The 16,278-nt window shown below is 72.1% G+C and carries 10 protein-coding genes; 5 read left to right on the top strand and 5 right to left on the bottom strand.

Going from position 1 to position 16,278, the window contains the following annotated elements:
• The first annotated feature begins 1 nt into the window (after window position 1).
• From QMZ92_RS32350 to QMZ92_RS32365, 4 genes are all read left to right on the top strand, one after another.
• Window positions 2-1,408 (top strand): MFS transporter, encoded by a 1,407-nt coding sequence (locus tag QMZ92_RS32350; RefSeq protein WP_283301135.1) that lies wholly within the window; start codon window positions 2-4, stop codon window positions 1,406-1,408.
• 15 nt (window positions 1,409-1,423) lie between these two features.
• Entirely contained in the window at window positions 1,424-3,250 is a 1,827-nt protein-coding gene (gene asnB / locus QMZ92_RS32355; RefSeq protein WP_283301136.1) for an asparagine synthase (glutamine-hydrolyzing), read from the top strand.
• Between the two features lie 10 nt (window positions 3,251-3,260).
• Window positions 3,261-4,526 (top strand): cytochrome P450 family protein, encoded by a 1,266-nt coding sequence (locus QMZ92_RS32360; protein ID WP_283301137.1) that lies wholly within the window; start codon window positions 3,261-3,263, stop codon window positions 4,524-4,526.
• Between the two features lie 180 nt (window positions 4,527-4,706).
• Window positions 4,707-5,648 (top strand): L-tyrosine/L-tryptophan isonitrile synthase family protein, encoded by a 942-nt coding sequence (locus QMZ92_RS32365; protein ID WP_283301138.1) that lies wholly within the window; start codon window positions 4,707-4,709, stop codon window positions 5,646-5,648.
• 141 nt (window positions 5,649-5,789) lie between these two features.
• Here QMZ92_RS32365 and QMZ92_RS32370 read toward each other — a convergent pair whose 3' ends face one another.
• From QMZ92_RS32370 to QMZ92_RS32380, 3 genes are all read right to left on the bottom strand, one after another.
• The gene (locus QMZ92_RS32370; RefSeq protein WP_283301139.1) at window positions 5,790-6,692 is read right to left on the bottom strand and encodes a SigB/SigF/SigG family RNA polymerase sigma factor; all 903 of its coding nucleotides are present in this window, start codon (window positions 6,690-6,692) and stop codon (window positions 5,790-5,792) included.
• 169 nt (window positions 6,693-6,861) lie between these two features.
• Complete coding sequence (locus QMZ92_RS32375; protein WP_283301140.1) at window positions 6,862-8,229, bottom strand: MFS transporter; 1,368 nt, start codon at window positions 8,227-8,229, stop codon at window positions 6,862-6,864.
• 237 nt (window positions 8,230-8,466) lie between these two features.
• Window positions 8,467-9,114, bottom strand: a complete 648-nt coding sequence (locus QMZ92_RS32380) for a GAP family protein (RefSeq protein ID WP_283301141.1) — start codon at window positions 9,112-9,114, stop codon at window positions 8,467-8,469.
• A gap of 438 nt (window positions 9,115-9,552) precedes the next feature.
• Here QMZ92_RS32380 and QMZ92_RS32385 point away from each other — a divergent pair, with 438 nt between their 5' ends.
• The gene (locus tag QMZ92_RS32385) at window positions 9,553-10,764 is read left to right on the top strand and encodes a cytochrome P450 (protein ID WP_283301143.1); all 1,212 of its coding nucleotides are present in this window, start codon (window positions 9,553-9,555) and stop codon (window positions 10,762-10,764) included.
• Between the two features lie 181 nt (window positions 10,765-10,945).
• On the opposite strand, the gene helR is transcribed toward QMZ92_RS32385, so the two are convergent.
• Together helR and QMZ92_RS32395 are read right to left on the bottom strand one after the other, a co-directional pair.
• Window positions 10,946-13,114, bottom strand: coding sequence for an RNA polymerase recycling motor ATPase HelR (gene helR, locus QMZ92_RS32390; protein ID WP_283301144.1), 2,169 nt, complete (start codon window positions 13,112-13,114; stop codon window positions 10,946-10,948).
• Window positions 13,115-13,736: 622 nt separating this feature from the next.
• A partial coding sequence (locus tag QMZ92_RS32395; RefSeq protein ID WP_502962187.1) for a Pls/PosA family non-ribosomal peptide synthetase occupies window positions 13,737-16,278 on the bottom strand: 2,542 nt, incomplete at its 5' end.

Genomic DNA, 16,278 nt, shown 5'->3' on the forward strand with positions numbered 1-16,278 from the left:
GGTGACGCACCACGGCGGGGGCTCGGCGGAGCCCGGACGGATACCCGGCGGCGGAGACCGGTGGCTCCTGGTGGCCCTGGCGGGACTGCTGTCGTTCGTGGCCATGCTCGACATGAACATCGTCAACGTGGCGCTGGCGGAGATCTCCCGGGACCTGGACGTGACCGCCGCCACGGCCCAGTGGGTCGTGCTCGGCTACCAGCTTCCCGTCGTCGCCCTGCTGCTCCCCGTCGGCCGGTGGCTGGACGGCGCGGGTCGGCGTTCCGCGGTCCTGGCCGCGACCGCCGGTTTCGGCCTGTGCAGCGCCCTCGCCGCGGCCGCCCCCTGGGCCGGTCTGCTCGTCACGGCCCGGCTGGCCCAGGGCGCCTTCGGGGCGGTGCTGTTCGTGCTGATGCCCGTGCTCGCCGTCGGGTCGGTGCGGCCGGAGCTGCGCGGCAGGGCGATGAGCGTGCCGGCGACGCTCGGTCCGCTCGGCGCGGTGACCGGCCCCGCGGTCGGCGGACTGCTGCTGGACGGCCTGGGTTGGCGTGCGGTCTTCCTCGTCAAGATCCCCTTCTGCCTGCTGGCGCTGGTCGTGGCGTGGAGGGCGATGCCCCGCGACCGCGGACCGCGCCTGCCCCGTACGAGAGCGCTCCCGGACGTGGCGCTCGTCGCCACGGGCGTAACGGTTCTGCTCGTGGCTCTGACACTCGCCGCGGGCGACTCCTCCTGGCTGGCGCTCACCGTCGCCGCCGTACCGCCGCTGTGGCTGTGGCTGCGCGGAGAGGGCGGCCGGCCCGTGACCGGAGTGCTGCGCACGCCCGGACTGCCCGCGGCGCACGGCGCGGTGCTGGCACTGGCGACCGGCTTCGCCGCGACGCACTACGTCGTCGCCCTGTACCTGCAGCGCGTCAACGGCGTCAGCGCTACCGCCACCGGCCTGACCGTGCTCGCCTTCCCCCTCGGCATGGGACTTGCCGGGCCGCTCGGCGGACGCCTCGCCGACCGGTACGGCGCCCGGCCGGTCGCGGCCGTCGGAGCCGTGGTCACCTCGGCCGGGCTGCTCCTGCTGGTCCCGGTCGACGGAGGGTGGTCACCGGGCGGTGTGGCCTGCCGCCTGGCACTCGCCGGACTCGGCATGGGACTGGGCGGCGGCCCGACACAGGCCCTGGTGATGGGGGCGGCGCCGCCGGAGCGCGTCGCCACCGTCGGCTCGACGGTCCAGCTCGCCCGGAGCCTCGGCTTCACGCTCGGTCCCGCCCTCGCCACCGCCGCCTGGGGCCTCGCCGGATCCGGTCACGGCGCCCGGGCCGGCCTGGGACTGGCCGCCGCGGCCGGCTGCCTCTCCGTACCCCTGCTCCTTCTGCCCGCACGCCGCAGCGCCGGCACGGCGGCGACGACGAACGCGGCCACCGCCGCCCCCAACTGACCGAGGAGACTGCCCGTGTGCGGAATCACCGGCTGGGTGTCCTTCCACAGGAACGCCCGCAGCCGAGCACCCGTCATCGAGGCCATGACGGCCACCCTCACCCCCCGCGGACCCGACGCGGGCGGCGTCTGGCTGGGCCGGGACGCGGCATTCGGACACCGCCGCCTCGCCGTCATCGACCTTCCCGGCGGAGTCCAGCCGATGACCGACCGGCCCGACGAGCCGGCCGTCGTCCTCACCTACAGCGGGGAGGTCTACAACCACCGCGAACTGCGCGCCGAACTGAGGAGCCTCGGCCACCACTTCCGCACCCGGAGCGACACCGAGGTGGTGCTGCTGGCCTACCGGCAGTGGGGTGAGGACGTCGCGGAGCACCTGGACGGCATGTTCGCCTTCGCGGTCTGGGACGAACGTGCGCGGCGCCTCCTCCTGGTCCGCGACCGCCTCGGCGTGAAGCCGCTCCTCTGGGCCGCCGTCGACGGCGGGCTGGCCTTCGCCTCGGAGCCCAAGGCCCTGTTCGCCCACCCCGAGATCCACCCCCGCGTCGACGCGGACGGACTGCGGGAGGCGTACAGCCTGCTCTTCAACACCGGACCGACGGTGTGGTCGGGCGTGCGCGAGGTCGAGCCGGGCGGCATCCTCGTCCTGGACCGCCGCGGTATCCGCGAACGCCGCTACTGGCAGCTGGAGGCGCGGCCCCACGACGACGACCGGGACGCCACCGCCGACCGGATCCGCGAGCTCGTCGCCACCGCGGCGCACAGTCAGCTGGAGGCGGACGTCCCGCTGTGCAGCCTGCTGTCCGGCGGCATCGACTCCACCGTCCTGACCGCGCTGCTCGCCGGTGAACTACGGCGACGCGAAGGCCCTGACGCCCGTATCCGCTCCTACGCCGTCGACTACAGAGACCAGGCCGAGCAGTTCACCGGCGACGTGCTGCGCACCGGCCACGACACCCCGTTCGCCACGGAGGCCGGTGCCTACATCGGTACCGACCACTCCACGGTCGTTCTTGACCCGCGTTCCCTGCTCGACCCCGGGCACCGCAAGGCGGTCGTGGTGGCCCGGGACTCGCCGATCGGGGTGGGGGACATGGACACCTCGCTGTACTTGCTGTTCGGGCGGATCCGGCAGCACTCCACCGTGGCGTTGTCCGGCGAGGCGGCGGACGAGGTGTTCGGCGGCTACCCCTGGTTCCACAACCCCAAGGCGCTGGCCGCTTCCACCTTCCCCTGGCTGCTGGTCACGGGGGACGAGGCAGCCATGCCCATGAACCCCGAACTCGATCTCCGCATGGCCGAGTTCCGCGAGGACACCTACCGCGACGCCCTGGCAGCCGTCCCGCACACCGACGGTGAGACCGTGACCGAGCACCGCCAGCGCGAGATGCAGCACGTGTCACTGACCCGCTGGCTCCGCCAGCTGCTGCACCGCAAGGACCGCCTCAGCATGGCGCAGGGGCTGGAGGTCCGCGTCCCGTACTGCGACCACCGGCTGGTCGAGTACGCCTTCAACACGACCTGGGATCTGAAGAGTTTCGACGGCCGGGAGAAGAGCCTGCTGCGGGCCACGGGCGCCGGCCTCGCCCCGGACTCGGTGCTGTACCGGCCCAAGAACCACTACCCGGCCACCCACCACCCCGACTACAACCGCGGGCTGCAGGAGATGGCCCGGGACGTGCTCTCCGTCCCCCAGGTCCGCTCCCTGGCGGACGAATCCGTCATCAAGCCCTGCCTCGACACCCCGCCCGACCGGCTGGAGTGGGGGCACCGCCTCCGTCTCGAACGCGTGGTCGACCTCGCCCTGTGGCTGGACCACCACCGGCCCGAACTCGCCCTCTGAGGAGTGCATCATGACCCTTCACGAAACGCCTCCCGCCGCCTACCACGCCGACGCCCTCCCGGTGCCGGTACCGCTGACGGGCTGTCCGTACAAGAGCAATCCCCACCCCCTCTACGAGCGGATGCGGGAGGCAGGACCGGTCCACCGGGTGGTCTTCCCCAGCGGGGTGAACGCCTGGCTCGTCACCGGTTACGAGGCCGCCCACGCCGCTCTGAACGACGACCGCCTCGGCAAGAACCACGACCGGGGCAACGACCGCTGGCGCGCCCGCGCTTCGATCATGCCCGAGCCCCAGCACTCCCAGCTGCAGGTGCACCTGCTCCACCAGGACCCGCCGAAGCACACCCGCATGCGGCGCTACCTGACCGACGCCTTCACCCCCCGCCGTGTCGAGGGCCTGCTGCCGCGCTTCCGGCAACTGGCCGACGCCCTCGTCGACGCCCTGCCCGACACCGGACCCGCCGACCTGGTCTCCGGCTTCGCCGCCCACTTCCCCTTCCAGGTCCTCACCGAGGTCATCGGCCTGCCCGCCGAACTCGCGGCCCGCTTCGACCGTGACTGGGGCAAGGTCGTCCAGCCGGTCGGCCCCACCGACCCCGGCCGGCCCGTTTACGAGGCGCGGCTGCACGGGCTGCAGCTCTACATCGCCGAGGTCGTCGCCCACAAGCGCGAGCACGGGGACGACGACCTGCTCAGCCGGCTCGTCGTGGCCCGCGACCGCAGGGAGCTGTCCCAGGAGGAACTGGACTCCATGATCTTCCAGCTCCTCGTCGCAGGTCAGGAACCGGTCACCAACCAGATCACCACCGCGCTCATCGCCCTCTTCCGCCATCCGGACAAGCTCCGGCGGCTGCGCGACGACCCCGGTCTGCTGCCCCGCGCCGTGGAGGAACTCCTGCGCTACGACAGCGCGTTCGAGCTGACCACCTGGCGCTTCTTCGCCGAGGACAGCGATCTGCACGGCACCCCGGTCCCGGCCGGGGACTCCGTGATCGTCTCCCTGTGCGCCGCCAACCGCGACCCCCGGCGCTTCCGGAGGCCCGACGAGCTCGACCTCGACCGCAGTCCCAACCCGCACCTCGCCTTTGGGCACGGCATCCACTTCTGCCCCGGTGCCGCGCTCGCCCGCGCCGAACTCCGTACCGCACTCGGCACCCTCCTGGCCCGGCTGCCCGGCCTCCACCTCGCCGTCCCGGACGAGGACATCCGGTGGATCCCGGCCGTCCTCGGCCGCGGCGCCGACCTGCTGCCCGCCGGTTACGACCGGCGCCTCTGAGCCGTTCCGGACCCGGCCGACCCGGAAAGGCCCGGTCCGCCACGCAAACGATCCTTCCCGACCGACCGACCGACCGACCGACCGCCCGACCGACCGCCCGACCGAACGGCCGCGCCCGCCCGCCCGCCCGCCGAGGCGCCATGCCGCCGTATCCGCACACGCCCCTCACGGAGTCCCCGCATGCCGCTGACGACAGCAGCCGACGCCCGTACCGTCGCCACCGCGGTCCTGAACCTGCTCCTGCCCCACCACCGCACGGCCGACGTCCGGTCCGCGCCGGCCGGCGCGTTTCCCCACCAGCTCCGGCAGATCGGGGGCCACGTGCGTCGGAACGAACCCATCGTCCTCACCCTGCCCGGATTTCCCTGCAAGTCCCCGAACCCGGCCAAGGTCCTCGGTCGTCTCCCCGACCAGGGGGAGCGGCTCTCCCTCGCCTTCCTGAACTCGCTGTGCGCCCGCATCGGGGAGGTCCACGCCCCCGGTGCCCGGGTCGTCATCTGCTCCGACGGCCATGTCTTCGGCGACCTCGTCCGGGTTCCCGACGAGCACGTGGACGCCTACTCGGACGAACTCGGCCGGCTGATCTCCGAGCTCCGCCTGGACCACCTGTCCGTCTTCGACCTCAGGGACGTCCTCGGCGACCTGCCGAATCCGGCGAAACGCGCCTGGGTCCACGACCGTTACGCCCCCGGCCTGGACGAACTGCGGTGCGAGGTGCGTACCGACGAGCACACCCTCGCGCTCTACCGGGGCATCACGCGCTTCCTCCTCGACGACACCGCGGACTTCGCCGGCACCCGGTCCGCCCTCCAGCGCGAGTGCCGGCGCCGCGCCTACGGTGTCATCCAGCGCAGCCGCGCCTGGGGAGCACTCGTCGCGGAGCACCACCCCCGGTCGGTGCGCCTCTCCATCCATCCCCAGCCCGCCGGCGCGCCCAAGTTCGGCATCCGACTGCTCGACGCCCCCGACGCATGGACCACTCCGTGGCATTCCGCGGCCCTGCGACGAGCGGACGGCACATGGAGCCTCCTGCCGCGTACCGAGGCCGCCGGTCTGGGACGGCTGGTCACCCGCGACGGCAGGCCGAGCCACTTCGAGCACGGGCCGGGCGGGCCGGCTTGACCGGCTGTGACCGCATCCCGGCGGCCGGAGTTGTGGCCGGGCCGTCAGCCGGCGGATCCGCGCGCGGAGCGCCGGGCCGGGAAGGGCCCCGGAGGGGAGGGACACACCGGAGCGGAACGAAGCGGGCCCCGGCGGCCCCGGTCATCCGTCGGCGAGCATGCGCCTACGCAGCTTGGCCAGGGTGCCGGCCAGCAGGCGTGAGACGTGCATCTGGGAGATGCCGAGCTCGGCGCCTATCCGGGCCTGTGTCATCTCACCGCCGAACCGGAGTTCGAGGATGGTGCGCTCGCGGTCGTCGAGTTCGGCCATGTGGGGCACCAGGGCGCGGATGTTCTCCACGAGTTGCATCCCGGGGTCGTCGATGCCGATCCGGTCCGGCAGGGATCGGCCGCTGGCCAGGGCCGCGTGCTCGTCGTCGCTGTCGGTGTTCGGGGTGTCCAGCGAGCCGGCCCGGTATCCGGCGGCGGCCACCATGCCTTCGACGACCTCGTCCTTCGTGCGCCCGAGGTGTTCGGCGAGGTCCTCCACGCTGGGATCGCGGTCCAGTTCGGCGACGAGCCGCTCCCTGGCCCTGGCGAGTTCGACGCGCAGTTCCTGGAGGCGGCGCGGCACGTGCACGGCCCAGGAGGTGTCGCGGAAGTACCTCATGATCTCGCCCTGGACGTACGGGACGGCGAAGGAGGTGAAGGCGACCTCCCGGCTGAGGTCGAACCGGTCGATGGCCTTGATCAGCCCGACCGTACCGACCTGCACGATGTCCTCCATCTCCCCCTCGCCGCGGTTGCGGAAGCGGTTGGCCACGAACCTGACCAGGGAGAGGTTCATCTCGATCAGGGTGTTGCGGACGTACTGGTGCTCCCGCGTGCCCTCCTCCAACTCGCCCAGCCGTTGAAGGAACAGGAGGGTCAGTGGCCGAGCGTCCTCGGGCGAGACCTCGGTGGCACGGCCGATGCGGGGAAGTCCGGCGAAGCCGCTGCCCCTCGGACCGGGGCCCGGCGCTCCGGCAGGAGGAGCGGGATCCAGGTGGGTGGCGGGCGTCGTCATGAGCTAGCACTCCTCCCCGAAGGTGGGCTGGTTCCGGGCGCCTTCCCTGTCGGTTGCTGCTCATGCATTGTTGTTCTGCGGCAAATGTCTGCGCGCGTGTGAATCGCCTTCCGGGAACGCGCGACCCGCGACGCACGCCGGAGGAGGTGGGTGGATCGGGAGTGCCCGGTCAGGCGTTGAGCTCCTCCAGCGTCCTGCCCTTCGTCTCGACCGCGAAGCAGGCGATGACCGTGCCCACCACCGCCACGGCCGCGAACTGGGCGAAGACGAGCGTCAGGCTGCCGCCGGCACCCAGGACCGCGCCGACGACGATCGGGCCGAGGACGACGCCCAGCCGGTTCCACAACCCACCGAAGGCCGCGCCCCTCGCGCGGTTCCGTGTGGGGTACAGCTCGGGGGAGTAGAGGTAGAGCCCGCAGTTGACGGCGTACACGAAGAACGTCGTACAGGACGCGAAGAGTGCCACCCGTCCGCCGGAGGCGGCTCCGGTCACCGCGAGCGTGGTCAGTGCGAGCGCGCTGCCGCCGAGTGCGGTCACCAGCGCCGGCCGGCGGCCGACCCGGTCGATCAGCAGGGCGACGAGCAGGGTGCCGAGCAGCCCGGTCACATTGCTGAGCAGGGTGTAGCCGAGGGCCGTGGCCAGGCCGAGGCCGAAGTGCCCGGTGTAGAGCGACGGCAGCCAGACGGAGATTCCGTGGTTGACGTAGTACGCGACGAACCACAGGGCCGAGACGACCGTCGTGCGCCTCAGGTACCGTCCGGTGAACAGCTCTCTCAGCCTTCCCCGGGCGCTCTCCTCCCCCTTCTCCACGGCGGCGGGTTCGGGCAGCGGCGCCCCGGTGGAGCGGACGACCTCCGCCTCGATCGCCGCGATGACCCGCTCGGCCTCCTCCGTCCGTCCGCGCGCCAGCAGCCAGCGCGGTGACTCGGCGACGTGGCGGGGCAGCACGGCGGCGATCAGCACGGGCAGGGCGCCGATCAGGAACATCGCCCGCCAGCCGAGGTTGGGCACGACCCACACGGCGACCAGGGTCGCGACCGCGAGCCCGGCGGGGAAGATCATCTCGTAGAGCAGCACGAACCGGCCACGCTTGTCCGAACGCGCGATCTCGTTGATGTAGGTGGCGGCGACCGGGACGACACCGCCGATGCCCAGGCCCTGGGCGAAGCGGAAGAGCGCGAAGAGCTCGATTCCCGTGGACAGGGCCACGGCGAGCCCGGCGAGCGCCGTGACGGCGACCCCCACCGCGACCGTCCGCACCCGGCCGACGGCATCCCCCATCCATCCGGCGACCAGGGCGCCGAACAGCATGCCGACGGAGCCGGCGGTCACGGCCAGGGTGGCCTGCCCGGCCGTCAGGTGCCATTCCTTCATGAGGACGGGAAGCGCGGAGGCGGCGAGCAGCTGGTCGAACGCCTCGAAGAAGGTGACGGCGCCGATCAGGAAACGGACCTTGACATGCCAGCGGGAGTGCGGCAGACGTTCGAGGCGTGCCGCTATGGATCCCGCGGGGGGCAGGCCGGCCACAGTCGTCATGAGTGCCTTCCCTCGGAACGTGGGCCGGTCCGGGAGCAGTACGGCCCGCGCGCGGATACGGGTGTCGGTGCCGGCAAGGGACATTACTGGGAGGTGGCGGTCTGCGCCGAGGGCGAGTCGCCGTTCTCGACGGAGGCGGTCGAGGACGAGGCGGCGGGGCGTGGTGATGCCGAACAGACACGCGGACCACCCGCCGGCCGCCCGGGCGGAGCCCGGAGCCTGACGACCCGTCGGAGCTCAGAGCCTGACGACTCCCTCGAAGAGGACGAGAACACCGATGGCGGCGATCACCACCGCCATCACTCCGGCCGCCTGCCTCTCCAGCCACTGTCTGACCCTCATCAACGGGATGAGGACGCGCTCGCCCATGAGCAGATGGAGCACCACCGGCAGTGCCACGGTGCTGGCGGCGCACACGGTGAACACCGCGAGGGCCGTCACGCCGCTCGTGGTGGCCGCGCCGGCTGCCCCGACCGTGAGACCGGCCGCGGCGGACAGCAGCAGGATCTTCGGGTTGGCCAGCGACAACAGCAGTCCGAGCCGGAACGCCCTGGACGGGCTCGCGTCGGAGAGGAGCCGCATCCAGGCCGGTGCGGGCCTGCCGTGTCTGGTCAGCCACTGGCGGAGGCCGAAGAGGATCAGGAGCGAGCCGAGTACGACTCTGGCCCAGGCGACCCAGCCGTGCCCCTCCGCCGGACGCTGGACCACGGAGGCCAGCGCGGCGCACGCTACCGCGGGCACGACGATGCCGATGACCCAGCCGGTCAGGAAGGCGCTGCTGGTGGCCCGGGGCTGCGGGGTGAACTGCATGAAGAGGGCGGGGATGAGGGTGAACGGCGACAGGGCGATCACCACCGCGAAGAACACGACCTCACCGAACGCCACAGGCACCGCCTTCCGCCGCCATCGTCGTACGCGGGCGCACGAACAGCCGACTGTCCGTGCGGGTGTGACGGCCCGTCCGGGGCCGTGAGGCCGGGTGGGACACGGACCTGCCCCGAGGATGACACACGGTCCGGCGGATCCCGCGGCAGCGACCTGCCTGGGTGTCCGTGCTGCGACCCGGTCCCCGGCCGTTCCCGGCCGCTCGTCCCGTACGGCGGTCCGGCGTGGGTGCTCGGCGACGGCGGCCGCCGCCCGCACCGGCCTGACGGCGGGGCACCTCGACCCGGTCGACGACGCCGGTCGCGACCGCACTCCGTGTGCGCCGGTCAGGGGACGTGCCGCGCGGGTTTCGCCTCGGGACGACCGGACGATTCGCGATCGTGGTCAGAATGCCGGATGGTCCGACGTCGGGCGTGGTGAGTGGGAGGAGAGACCGGCATGGACGGCGAAACCCTGATGCGGCAGATTCTCGACTACGGGAGCCGGGCTGATCCGTATCCCCTGTACGCGGAGCTCCGCAGGACGCCGGTGTGCCGGCAGGAGGACGGCAGCTACGCTGTCAGTACGTATCACGAGTTGCTGGCTCTGCTCCACGATCCGCGTCTCACCTCCACGCACCCGGATCTGGAGGAGGCGTCGGGTGGACAGTTCCCACCCAGTTTCATCGCCATGGATCCGCCGGAGCACGACCGGGTCCGCGGTCTGGTGATGCGTCAGTTCGGGCCGCCGCACTCGCCGCACCGGATCCACGACATGCGCGGGGAAATGGAAGCCGCCGTGAGGGAGCTGGTCGACGCCTTCCCCGCGGGTGGAGAGATCGATGTGGTCGACGCGTTCGCCTACCCGTTCCCCGTGACCGTCATCTGCCGGCTCCTGGGGGTGCCGCACGAGGACGAGCCGAAATTCCGCACCTGGGCCGACAAACTGGTCGCCTCCATCGACCCGCGGCCGGGTGAGGACCCGTCCGTGCGGCTGCGGGAGGGCGCCGAGACCCGAAAAGAACTCGCCCTCTACCTCAACGACCTGATCGAGAACGGCGCCGGCGGGTCCGACGGCGGCATGCTCTTCCGGCTCGCGGCGGACCACGACGCGGAGGGCGGACCGCTCAGCCGTCTGGAACTCGTGGTCACCGCGGTCCTGCTGCTCATCGCCGGGCACGAGACGACGGTCAACCTGATCACCAACGGCATGCTGACCCTGCTGCGCCGGCCGGACCAGTGGGAGCGGCTGCGCCGGGAGCCGGAGATCGCGCCCCGGCTGGTCGAGGAACTGCTCCGGTTCGAGCCGCCGGTGCAGATCATTCCGCGGCGGGGCGCTCTGACGGACATCGAGATCGGCGGTGTGACGATCCCGGAGGGGTCGGTGGTCGCCCTGGTCCTGGCATCGGGCAACCGGGACCCGAAGCGCTTCACCGACCCGGACGAGTTCGATCCCGACCGCCCCGACATCGAGCACCTCGGCTTCGGCAGCGGTGTCCACAGCTGCTTCGGCGCACCGCTGGCCCGTCTTGAGGCGCAGATCGCCCTCACCGAACTCGTCCGGCGGCTCGACAACCCCCGCCTCCTCGCCGACCCCCCGCCCTACCGGGGCAGCGCCGTACTGCGCGGACCCCGGCACCTGCCCGTCGCCTTCGACCGCGTTCTGCCCTGACTCCGTCCGGCGGCCGACGGGCCGTGAGCCGGCTGGGGACGCCGAGGCGCCGCACCCGGGAGGCGCCTCCCCGCTGCCGGCCGGCCCGGCTTCGCGGGGCGGCCGGTGCCGAGCGGGCCGGGCTGCCGGCGCGCTGACCGCGCCCGCCCCGCGGGCGGTTCTCACGCCGCCCCGGCAGGCGTCAGGAACGCGTGAGGACGACGAGTTGCCGGGTCGCCCGCGTCATCGCGACATAGCGGTCCACCGCCCCTTCGACACCCGTGCCGAACGCCTCCGGGTCGACGAGGACGACGAGGTCGAACTCGAGCCCCTTCGACGACTCCGGGGTCAGCGCCCGTACGCGGGACGTCGGGCGGAACGTGGGATCGCCGATGACGCAGGCGATCCCGTCGGTGTGCGCGGCGAGCCAGGTGCCGAGCACGGAGTCCAGGTCCGCGACGGATCCGTGGAGTACGGGGAGGCCGCCGCTGCGGACGGACGTCGGGACGTTGGCGTTCGGGAGCACCGCCCGGACGACCGGCTCGGCCTCCGCCATGACCTCCTCCGGCGTCCGGTAGTTGATGGTCAGGGAGGCCACCTCGATCCGGTCGAGCCCGATCCGGGCCAGGCGCTCCCGCCACGACTCCGTGAACCCGTGCCGGGCCTGGGCGCGGTCCCCGACGATGGTGAGGCTCCGGGACGGGCAGCGGAGCAGCAGCATCTGCCACTCCGCGTCGGTCAGCTCCTGGGCCTCGTCCACGACGACGTGCGCGAACGGTCCGGCGAGCAGGTCCCGTTCGGCGGTGGGCAGTTCGGACACGTCGACCAGGCTGACCCCGGCGTCGCGACCACGCAGCATCGTCACCAGGCCTTCGCCGTCGTCGCCGTCCGCGCCGGAGTCGGCCGCGGCCTCGATCAGATTGTCGACGACCTGACCCATGCGCTCGCGCTGGGCGGCGAGGACGGCCGCGTGGCGACGTTTCAGCCGCGCCGCCTCCGGGTCGCCGAGCCGCTGCCGTGCCGCGTCCAGGAGCGGCAGATCGGACACGGTCCAGGCCTGGGCGTCCACGCGCTGCAGCCTGCGGACGTCGTCGCGACTCAGCCAGGGAGCGCACATCCGCAGATAGGCAGGCACCGACCACAGGTCTCCGACGAGATCGGCGGCCTCGAGCAGGGGCCAGGCCCGGTTGAGGGTCCCCATCAGCTCCTCGTCGTGCAGCAGCGACCTGCGGAACCGGTCGGGCGGGACATCGCCGTCGTGCTTGTCACCGAGGATGGCGAAAAGGGCCTCCCGGACCTGGTCGCGGGCCTCGTTGTGCGGAGTGCCCGGCTCGGCCGCGGCGAACGCCTCGGCCCAGTCGTCGGCGCCGAGCCGGACCTCGGCCCACGGGGTCGTGACCGTCATCCCCTCCGCGGGCGGCTCCTCGTAGAACCGCACGGCCGTCTCGATGGCCCTGACCATGTCGACGGACGACTTCAGCCGGGCCACGGCCGGGTCGGCCTCGACGGCCGCTCCGGCCCCCTCGGCCACCAGGTCCCGCAGCGTGCAGGTCCGCACGCCCTCCTCGCCGAGGCCGGGGAGGACGTCGGAGACGTAGGCCAGATAGGGCTGGTGCGGACCGACGAACAGCACACCGCCCCGACGCCCGCCGAGACGGGGATCGGAGTAGAGCAGGTACGCCGAGCGGTGCAGGGCGACGACGGTCTTGCCGGTGCCAGGACCGCCGTCGACGACGAGGGCACCGCGGGAGCCCGCCCGGATGACGGCGTCCTGGTCGGCCTGGATGGTGGCGAGCACGTCCCGCATCCGGTCCGACCGGTCGCCGCCCAGGCTGGCGATGAAGGCCGACTGGTCGTCGAGCGCGGCGTGCCGTTCCAGTCCGTCGGCGGTGAACACCTCGTCCCAGTAGTCGCTGATCCGGCCTCCGGTCCAGCGGTACCGGCGGCGGCTCGCCAGACCCATCGGTTCGGCGTGGGTCGCGGCGAAGAACGGCGTCGCCGCGGGGGAGCGCCAGTCGAGGAGCAGCCGGCGTCCCGTGCTGTCGGTGAGGCCGAACCGTCCGATGTAGACGGGCTCGGGGTTGCCGGCCTCGACGATGCGTCCGAGGCACACGTCCAGACCGAAGCGGCGCAGGGCGCGCAGCCGGCCGGTCAACCGGTGGATCTCCGAGTCCCGGTCCATCGCCGCCCGCCCCACCCCACCGGGCGCCCTGCGCTCGGTGCCGAGGCGGTCGGACAGCTCGACGACCGCCTGCGCGAGGCTCTCCGCGATGACGGCGAAGTGCCGCTCGTCATCGGCGACCAGTGCCGGATCGGCCTTGGGGGCGAGGCGGTCGGGTAGGTCGAACACGCTGGTGGTCAAGGGGGTCATGGCATCAGCTCCGTTCCGCGCCGCGGCGCTGCCGAAGGGCGGCGGCGCACACGCACGCCTCGGAGCCCAGCTCCCGCGACCGCGCCCCGAGTCCTACCGGATCCGACGGCATCGCACGACCCATGAACCGACAACTGCAAACGCACTTGGCGAATCTCCCGTTTCCGCAGGTTCCGGCATCGGCCAGCGATTGTGCGGTACCGCAGGGGCCTTGCCGCAAGCCCCCCTGTGCGCTATACGTTGAGAGTGGCCAGGGGTGGCCCATCTCCTCCACCCCGGGGGGATCACCGCCGGCAACTCCGGCCGCGGCCCCCCTCTCCCGCGCAGTCGTGCGCAGTCCCACGCAGTGCCGCTCCGTTCCACGCACTCATGCGCGCCGGGCGGCGCATCCGGGCCGGCTTCCCGCATCCCCGACGGGCGTACGGCGGACTCCCGGCCGGACACCCGACCCACGGTCTCCACTCTCCGTGTGGCCGCCTCCACGGCGTCCGGGACCGGACGCCGTGGGTTCCGTGAACGGATCAGGACGGCACGGACCGCGCTGCGCGGTACGGCGGTCGGGTCGTCGTCCGGGCGCCGGTCGTGACGGGTGGGGCCCACAGCGGAGCGGGTGTCCCGCGCGTCACCGCAGCGCCCCTCGTCGGCCGTCCGCCGGCTCGCGGCAGACGGGCACCGTCGCCACGGCAACGCCCTCCCGGGCCGGGTTGCCGCCCCAGCCCTCCCGTGCGGGCACTTCCTCACCCTTCATCAGGAAGGAGTCGGCGGCGAGTCGGGCGTGGTCGCCGACCGTGGTGCCGTAGTGGACGAAGGCGCCGACACCGAGGGTCACGCCCGAGCCCAGGGTGGCCTGGTCGGACTTGAAGGCGCCGTCCTCCTGGGAGTGGCACTGGATGACGGTGCCGGCGTTGAGGGTGCACTCGTCGCCGATGGTGACGAGGGACCGTTCGATCAGCGAGCAGCCGTCGTCGAAGACGCGCCGGCCGATGCGGACCCCCAGCAGCCGCCAGACGAGGTTCTTGAACGGAGTGCCGTTGAAGAGCTGCATGTAGCGGTGGGTCGTCAGTTTCCAGAAGCGTTCGTGACGCCAGAAGGACTGGTCGTAGATCGAGCAGTACAGCGGCTTCAGTGGCTGGACGCGGGTGACGATCCGTTCCACCAGCGCGTAGTAGACGACGGTGAACAGCAGAGTGATCAGGCTCGCCAGCGCTATCGGCGGCAGACCATGGCTGTGGTAGAGGTCCACCGCGGCCATCGCGATGAGGGCGACGACGTAGAAGTGGATCCAGCGCATCAGCAGGTACAGGGCCGCCGTGAAGGCGTTGTGCCTGTTCTTCCCGCCCAGGCGGCGGCGCAGTTCGTCGCCGACGGCGAGGTGGTCGAACCGCCGGTCCCGCACGACCGTGCGCGGGATCTCGAAGCTCGGCGAGCCCAGCAGACCCACGTTCTCGCGGACCGGTCCGTCGATGGGCACCATGACCTTGGTCGCCAGCAGGCAGTTGTCCCCGGCGCGGCTGCGCGCGGGATAGACGATGTTGTTGCCGAGGAAGCTGTCCGATCCGATGGAGGCGGGGGAGAAGCGGAAGGACGTGCTGGAGAAGTCGGCGTTGATGACCGAGAGGCCGTCGGCGACCATCGTGCCGGTGCCGACCCGGCTCAGGTACGGGCTGTCGTGCTTGACCAGCGAGCCGAAGTTGGACCCCGTCTGTTCGACCCGGCCCAGGTCGTATCCGAGGCCGCGCAGGTAGTGGACGATGGCCGAGCTGTCGCCGAACAGCAGGACGAAGAACCTGACGTTGGACATTCGTGTGAGGGCCCGCTGGAGGCCGTGGTGGACCCCGAACAGGGGGTAGACCCTGCCCGGCTCGATCACCAGGCGCAGCAGCCGGGGCACGGCGTTCACGATGACCAGGCCCACCAGAAGCCCGCCGAAGAAGGCCACGAACGAGGCGATCAGCGCGTCGAGGTAGAAACCGGGGTTGGTGAAGGTCGGCTCGGGAGTCAGCAGGGCGTCCAGCTGCGGCAGTACGGCGAACAGCAGGCCGAGACCGCCCAGCGCCAGAGGCAGGTACACGCCCAGCAGCAGCAGGAGCTGCGCCGCCGTGTAGAGCACCTTGCGCAGGCCGCCGCACGGGGCGGCCCCGACGGCGCGGAAGTCCGTGGTGGTGGGTTGGGCCGGGGAGCCGTGCCAGGACTCGCCCGCGGGCACGTGCTGTCCGCTGTGCAGCGAGGAGGCGTGGCCCAGCTGGGCGGCGTCGCCCATCGACGTACCGATGTCGAGGACCGTCTGCTCGCTGACCGTCGCGTCGCGGCCGAGGGTGACGGGGCCGGTCTCGATCACGCCGTCGTGCGCTCGGTAGCAGGAGAAGAACACGTCCTTGCGGATGACGGAACCCTCCTCGACCGTGAGCAGGTCGGTGCACACCGGTACGTTGCGGGAGAAGATCGCCACATTGCGCCCGATCCTCGCGCCCAGGGCCCGCAGGTACAGCACGTACAGCGGGGTGCCGACGAACAGGCGCATCGGGCTGGTACGGATCAGGGCCTTCACGCACCAGAAGCGCAGATAGCCGAGGCTCCACACGGGGAACCGCCCGGGCCTGAATCGTCCGATCAGCAGCCACTTGCCGACGACGGAGAGTGCGCACAGGGCCGTGAAGCCCAAGCCCGCGAAGACGGCCGACCGCAGATACACGCCGACGGCCCCCGAGCCGTCCCGGATCCACTCGTATCCGCTCGTCAGGACGAGCGCCACGACGAAGGACATGCCGAGGAAGAACAGGAGCTGCAGCGCGCCGCACAGCACGTACTGCCACGTGCGCGCCCTGGCGGGTGCCTCCGCAGGGCCGGTCCCGGCCGCCGTTCCGGTCGTCGTTCCCGCTGTCGTCACGGACGTCGACCCAGCGGAGGCACCGGACTTGCCGGGGCCGGCCGCAGCGCCGGGTCCGGCCTCCGGAAGGTCGAGTTCCGCGGCCAGGCCGCGGATCGTCGGGTGGCGGTAGACGTCCTTCATCGACACGGTGGGGAGGTCGTCCCGTTTGCGGACGCGGGCGCAGAACTGGGCCATGACGAGGGAGTCTGCGCCGAGGTCGGTGAAGAAGTTGCCGTCGGCGGGGACCTGCTCGGTGCGCAGGACGCCGGCCAGCACCTCGGCGAGCAGCGCCTCG

The sequence above is a fragment of the Streptomyces sp. HNM0645 genome, assembly GCF_030056615.1.
GTDB lineage: Bacteria > Actinomycetota > Actinomycetes > Streptomycetales > Streptomycetaceae > Streptomyces > Streptomyces marianii.

Excerpts from the sequence above, each read along its gene's own strand:
- QMZ92_RS32360 (WP_283301137.1), top strand. The coding sequence starts at position 3,261 with ATGACCCTTCACGAAACGCCTCCCGCCGCCTACCACGCCGACGCCCTC.
- QMZ92_RS32370 (WP_283301139.1), bottom strand. The coding sequence starts at position 6,692 with ATGACGACGCCCGCCACCCACCTGGATCCCGCTCCTCCTGCCGGAGCG.
- QMZ92_RS32375 (WP_283301140.1), bottom strand. The coding sequence starts at position 8,229 with ATGACGACTGTGGCCGGCCTGCCCCCCGCGGGATCCATAGCGGCACGC.
- QMZ92_RS32365 (WP_283301138.1), top strand. The coding sequence starts at position 4,707 with ATGCCGCTGACGACAGCAGCCGACGCCCGTACCGTCGCCACCGCGGTC.
- helR (WP_283301144.1), bottom strand. The coding sequence starts at position 13,114 with ATGACCCCCTTGACCACCAGCGTGTTCGACCTACCCGACCGCCTCGCC.
- QMZ92_RS32385 (WP_283301143.1), top strand. The coding sequence starts at position 9,553 with ATGGACGGCGAAACCCTGATGCGGCAGATTCTCGACTACGGGAGCCGG.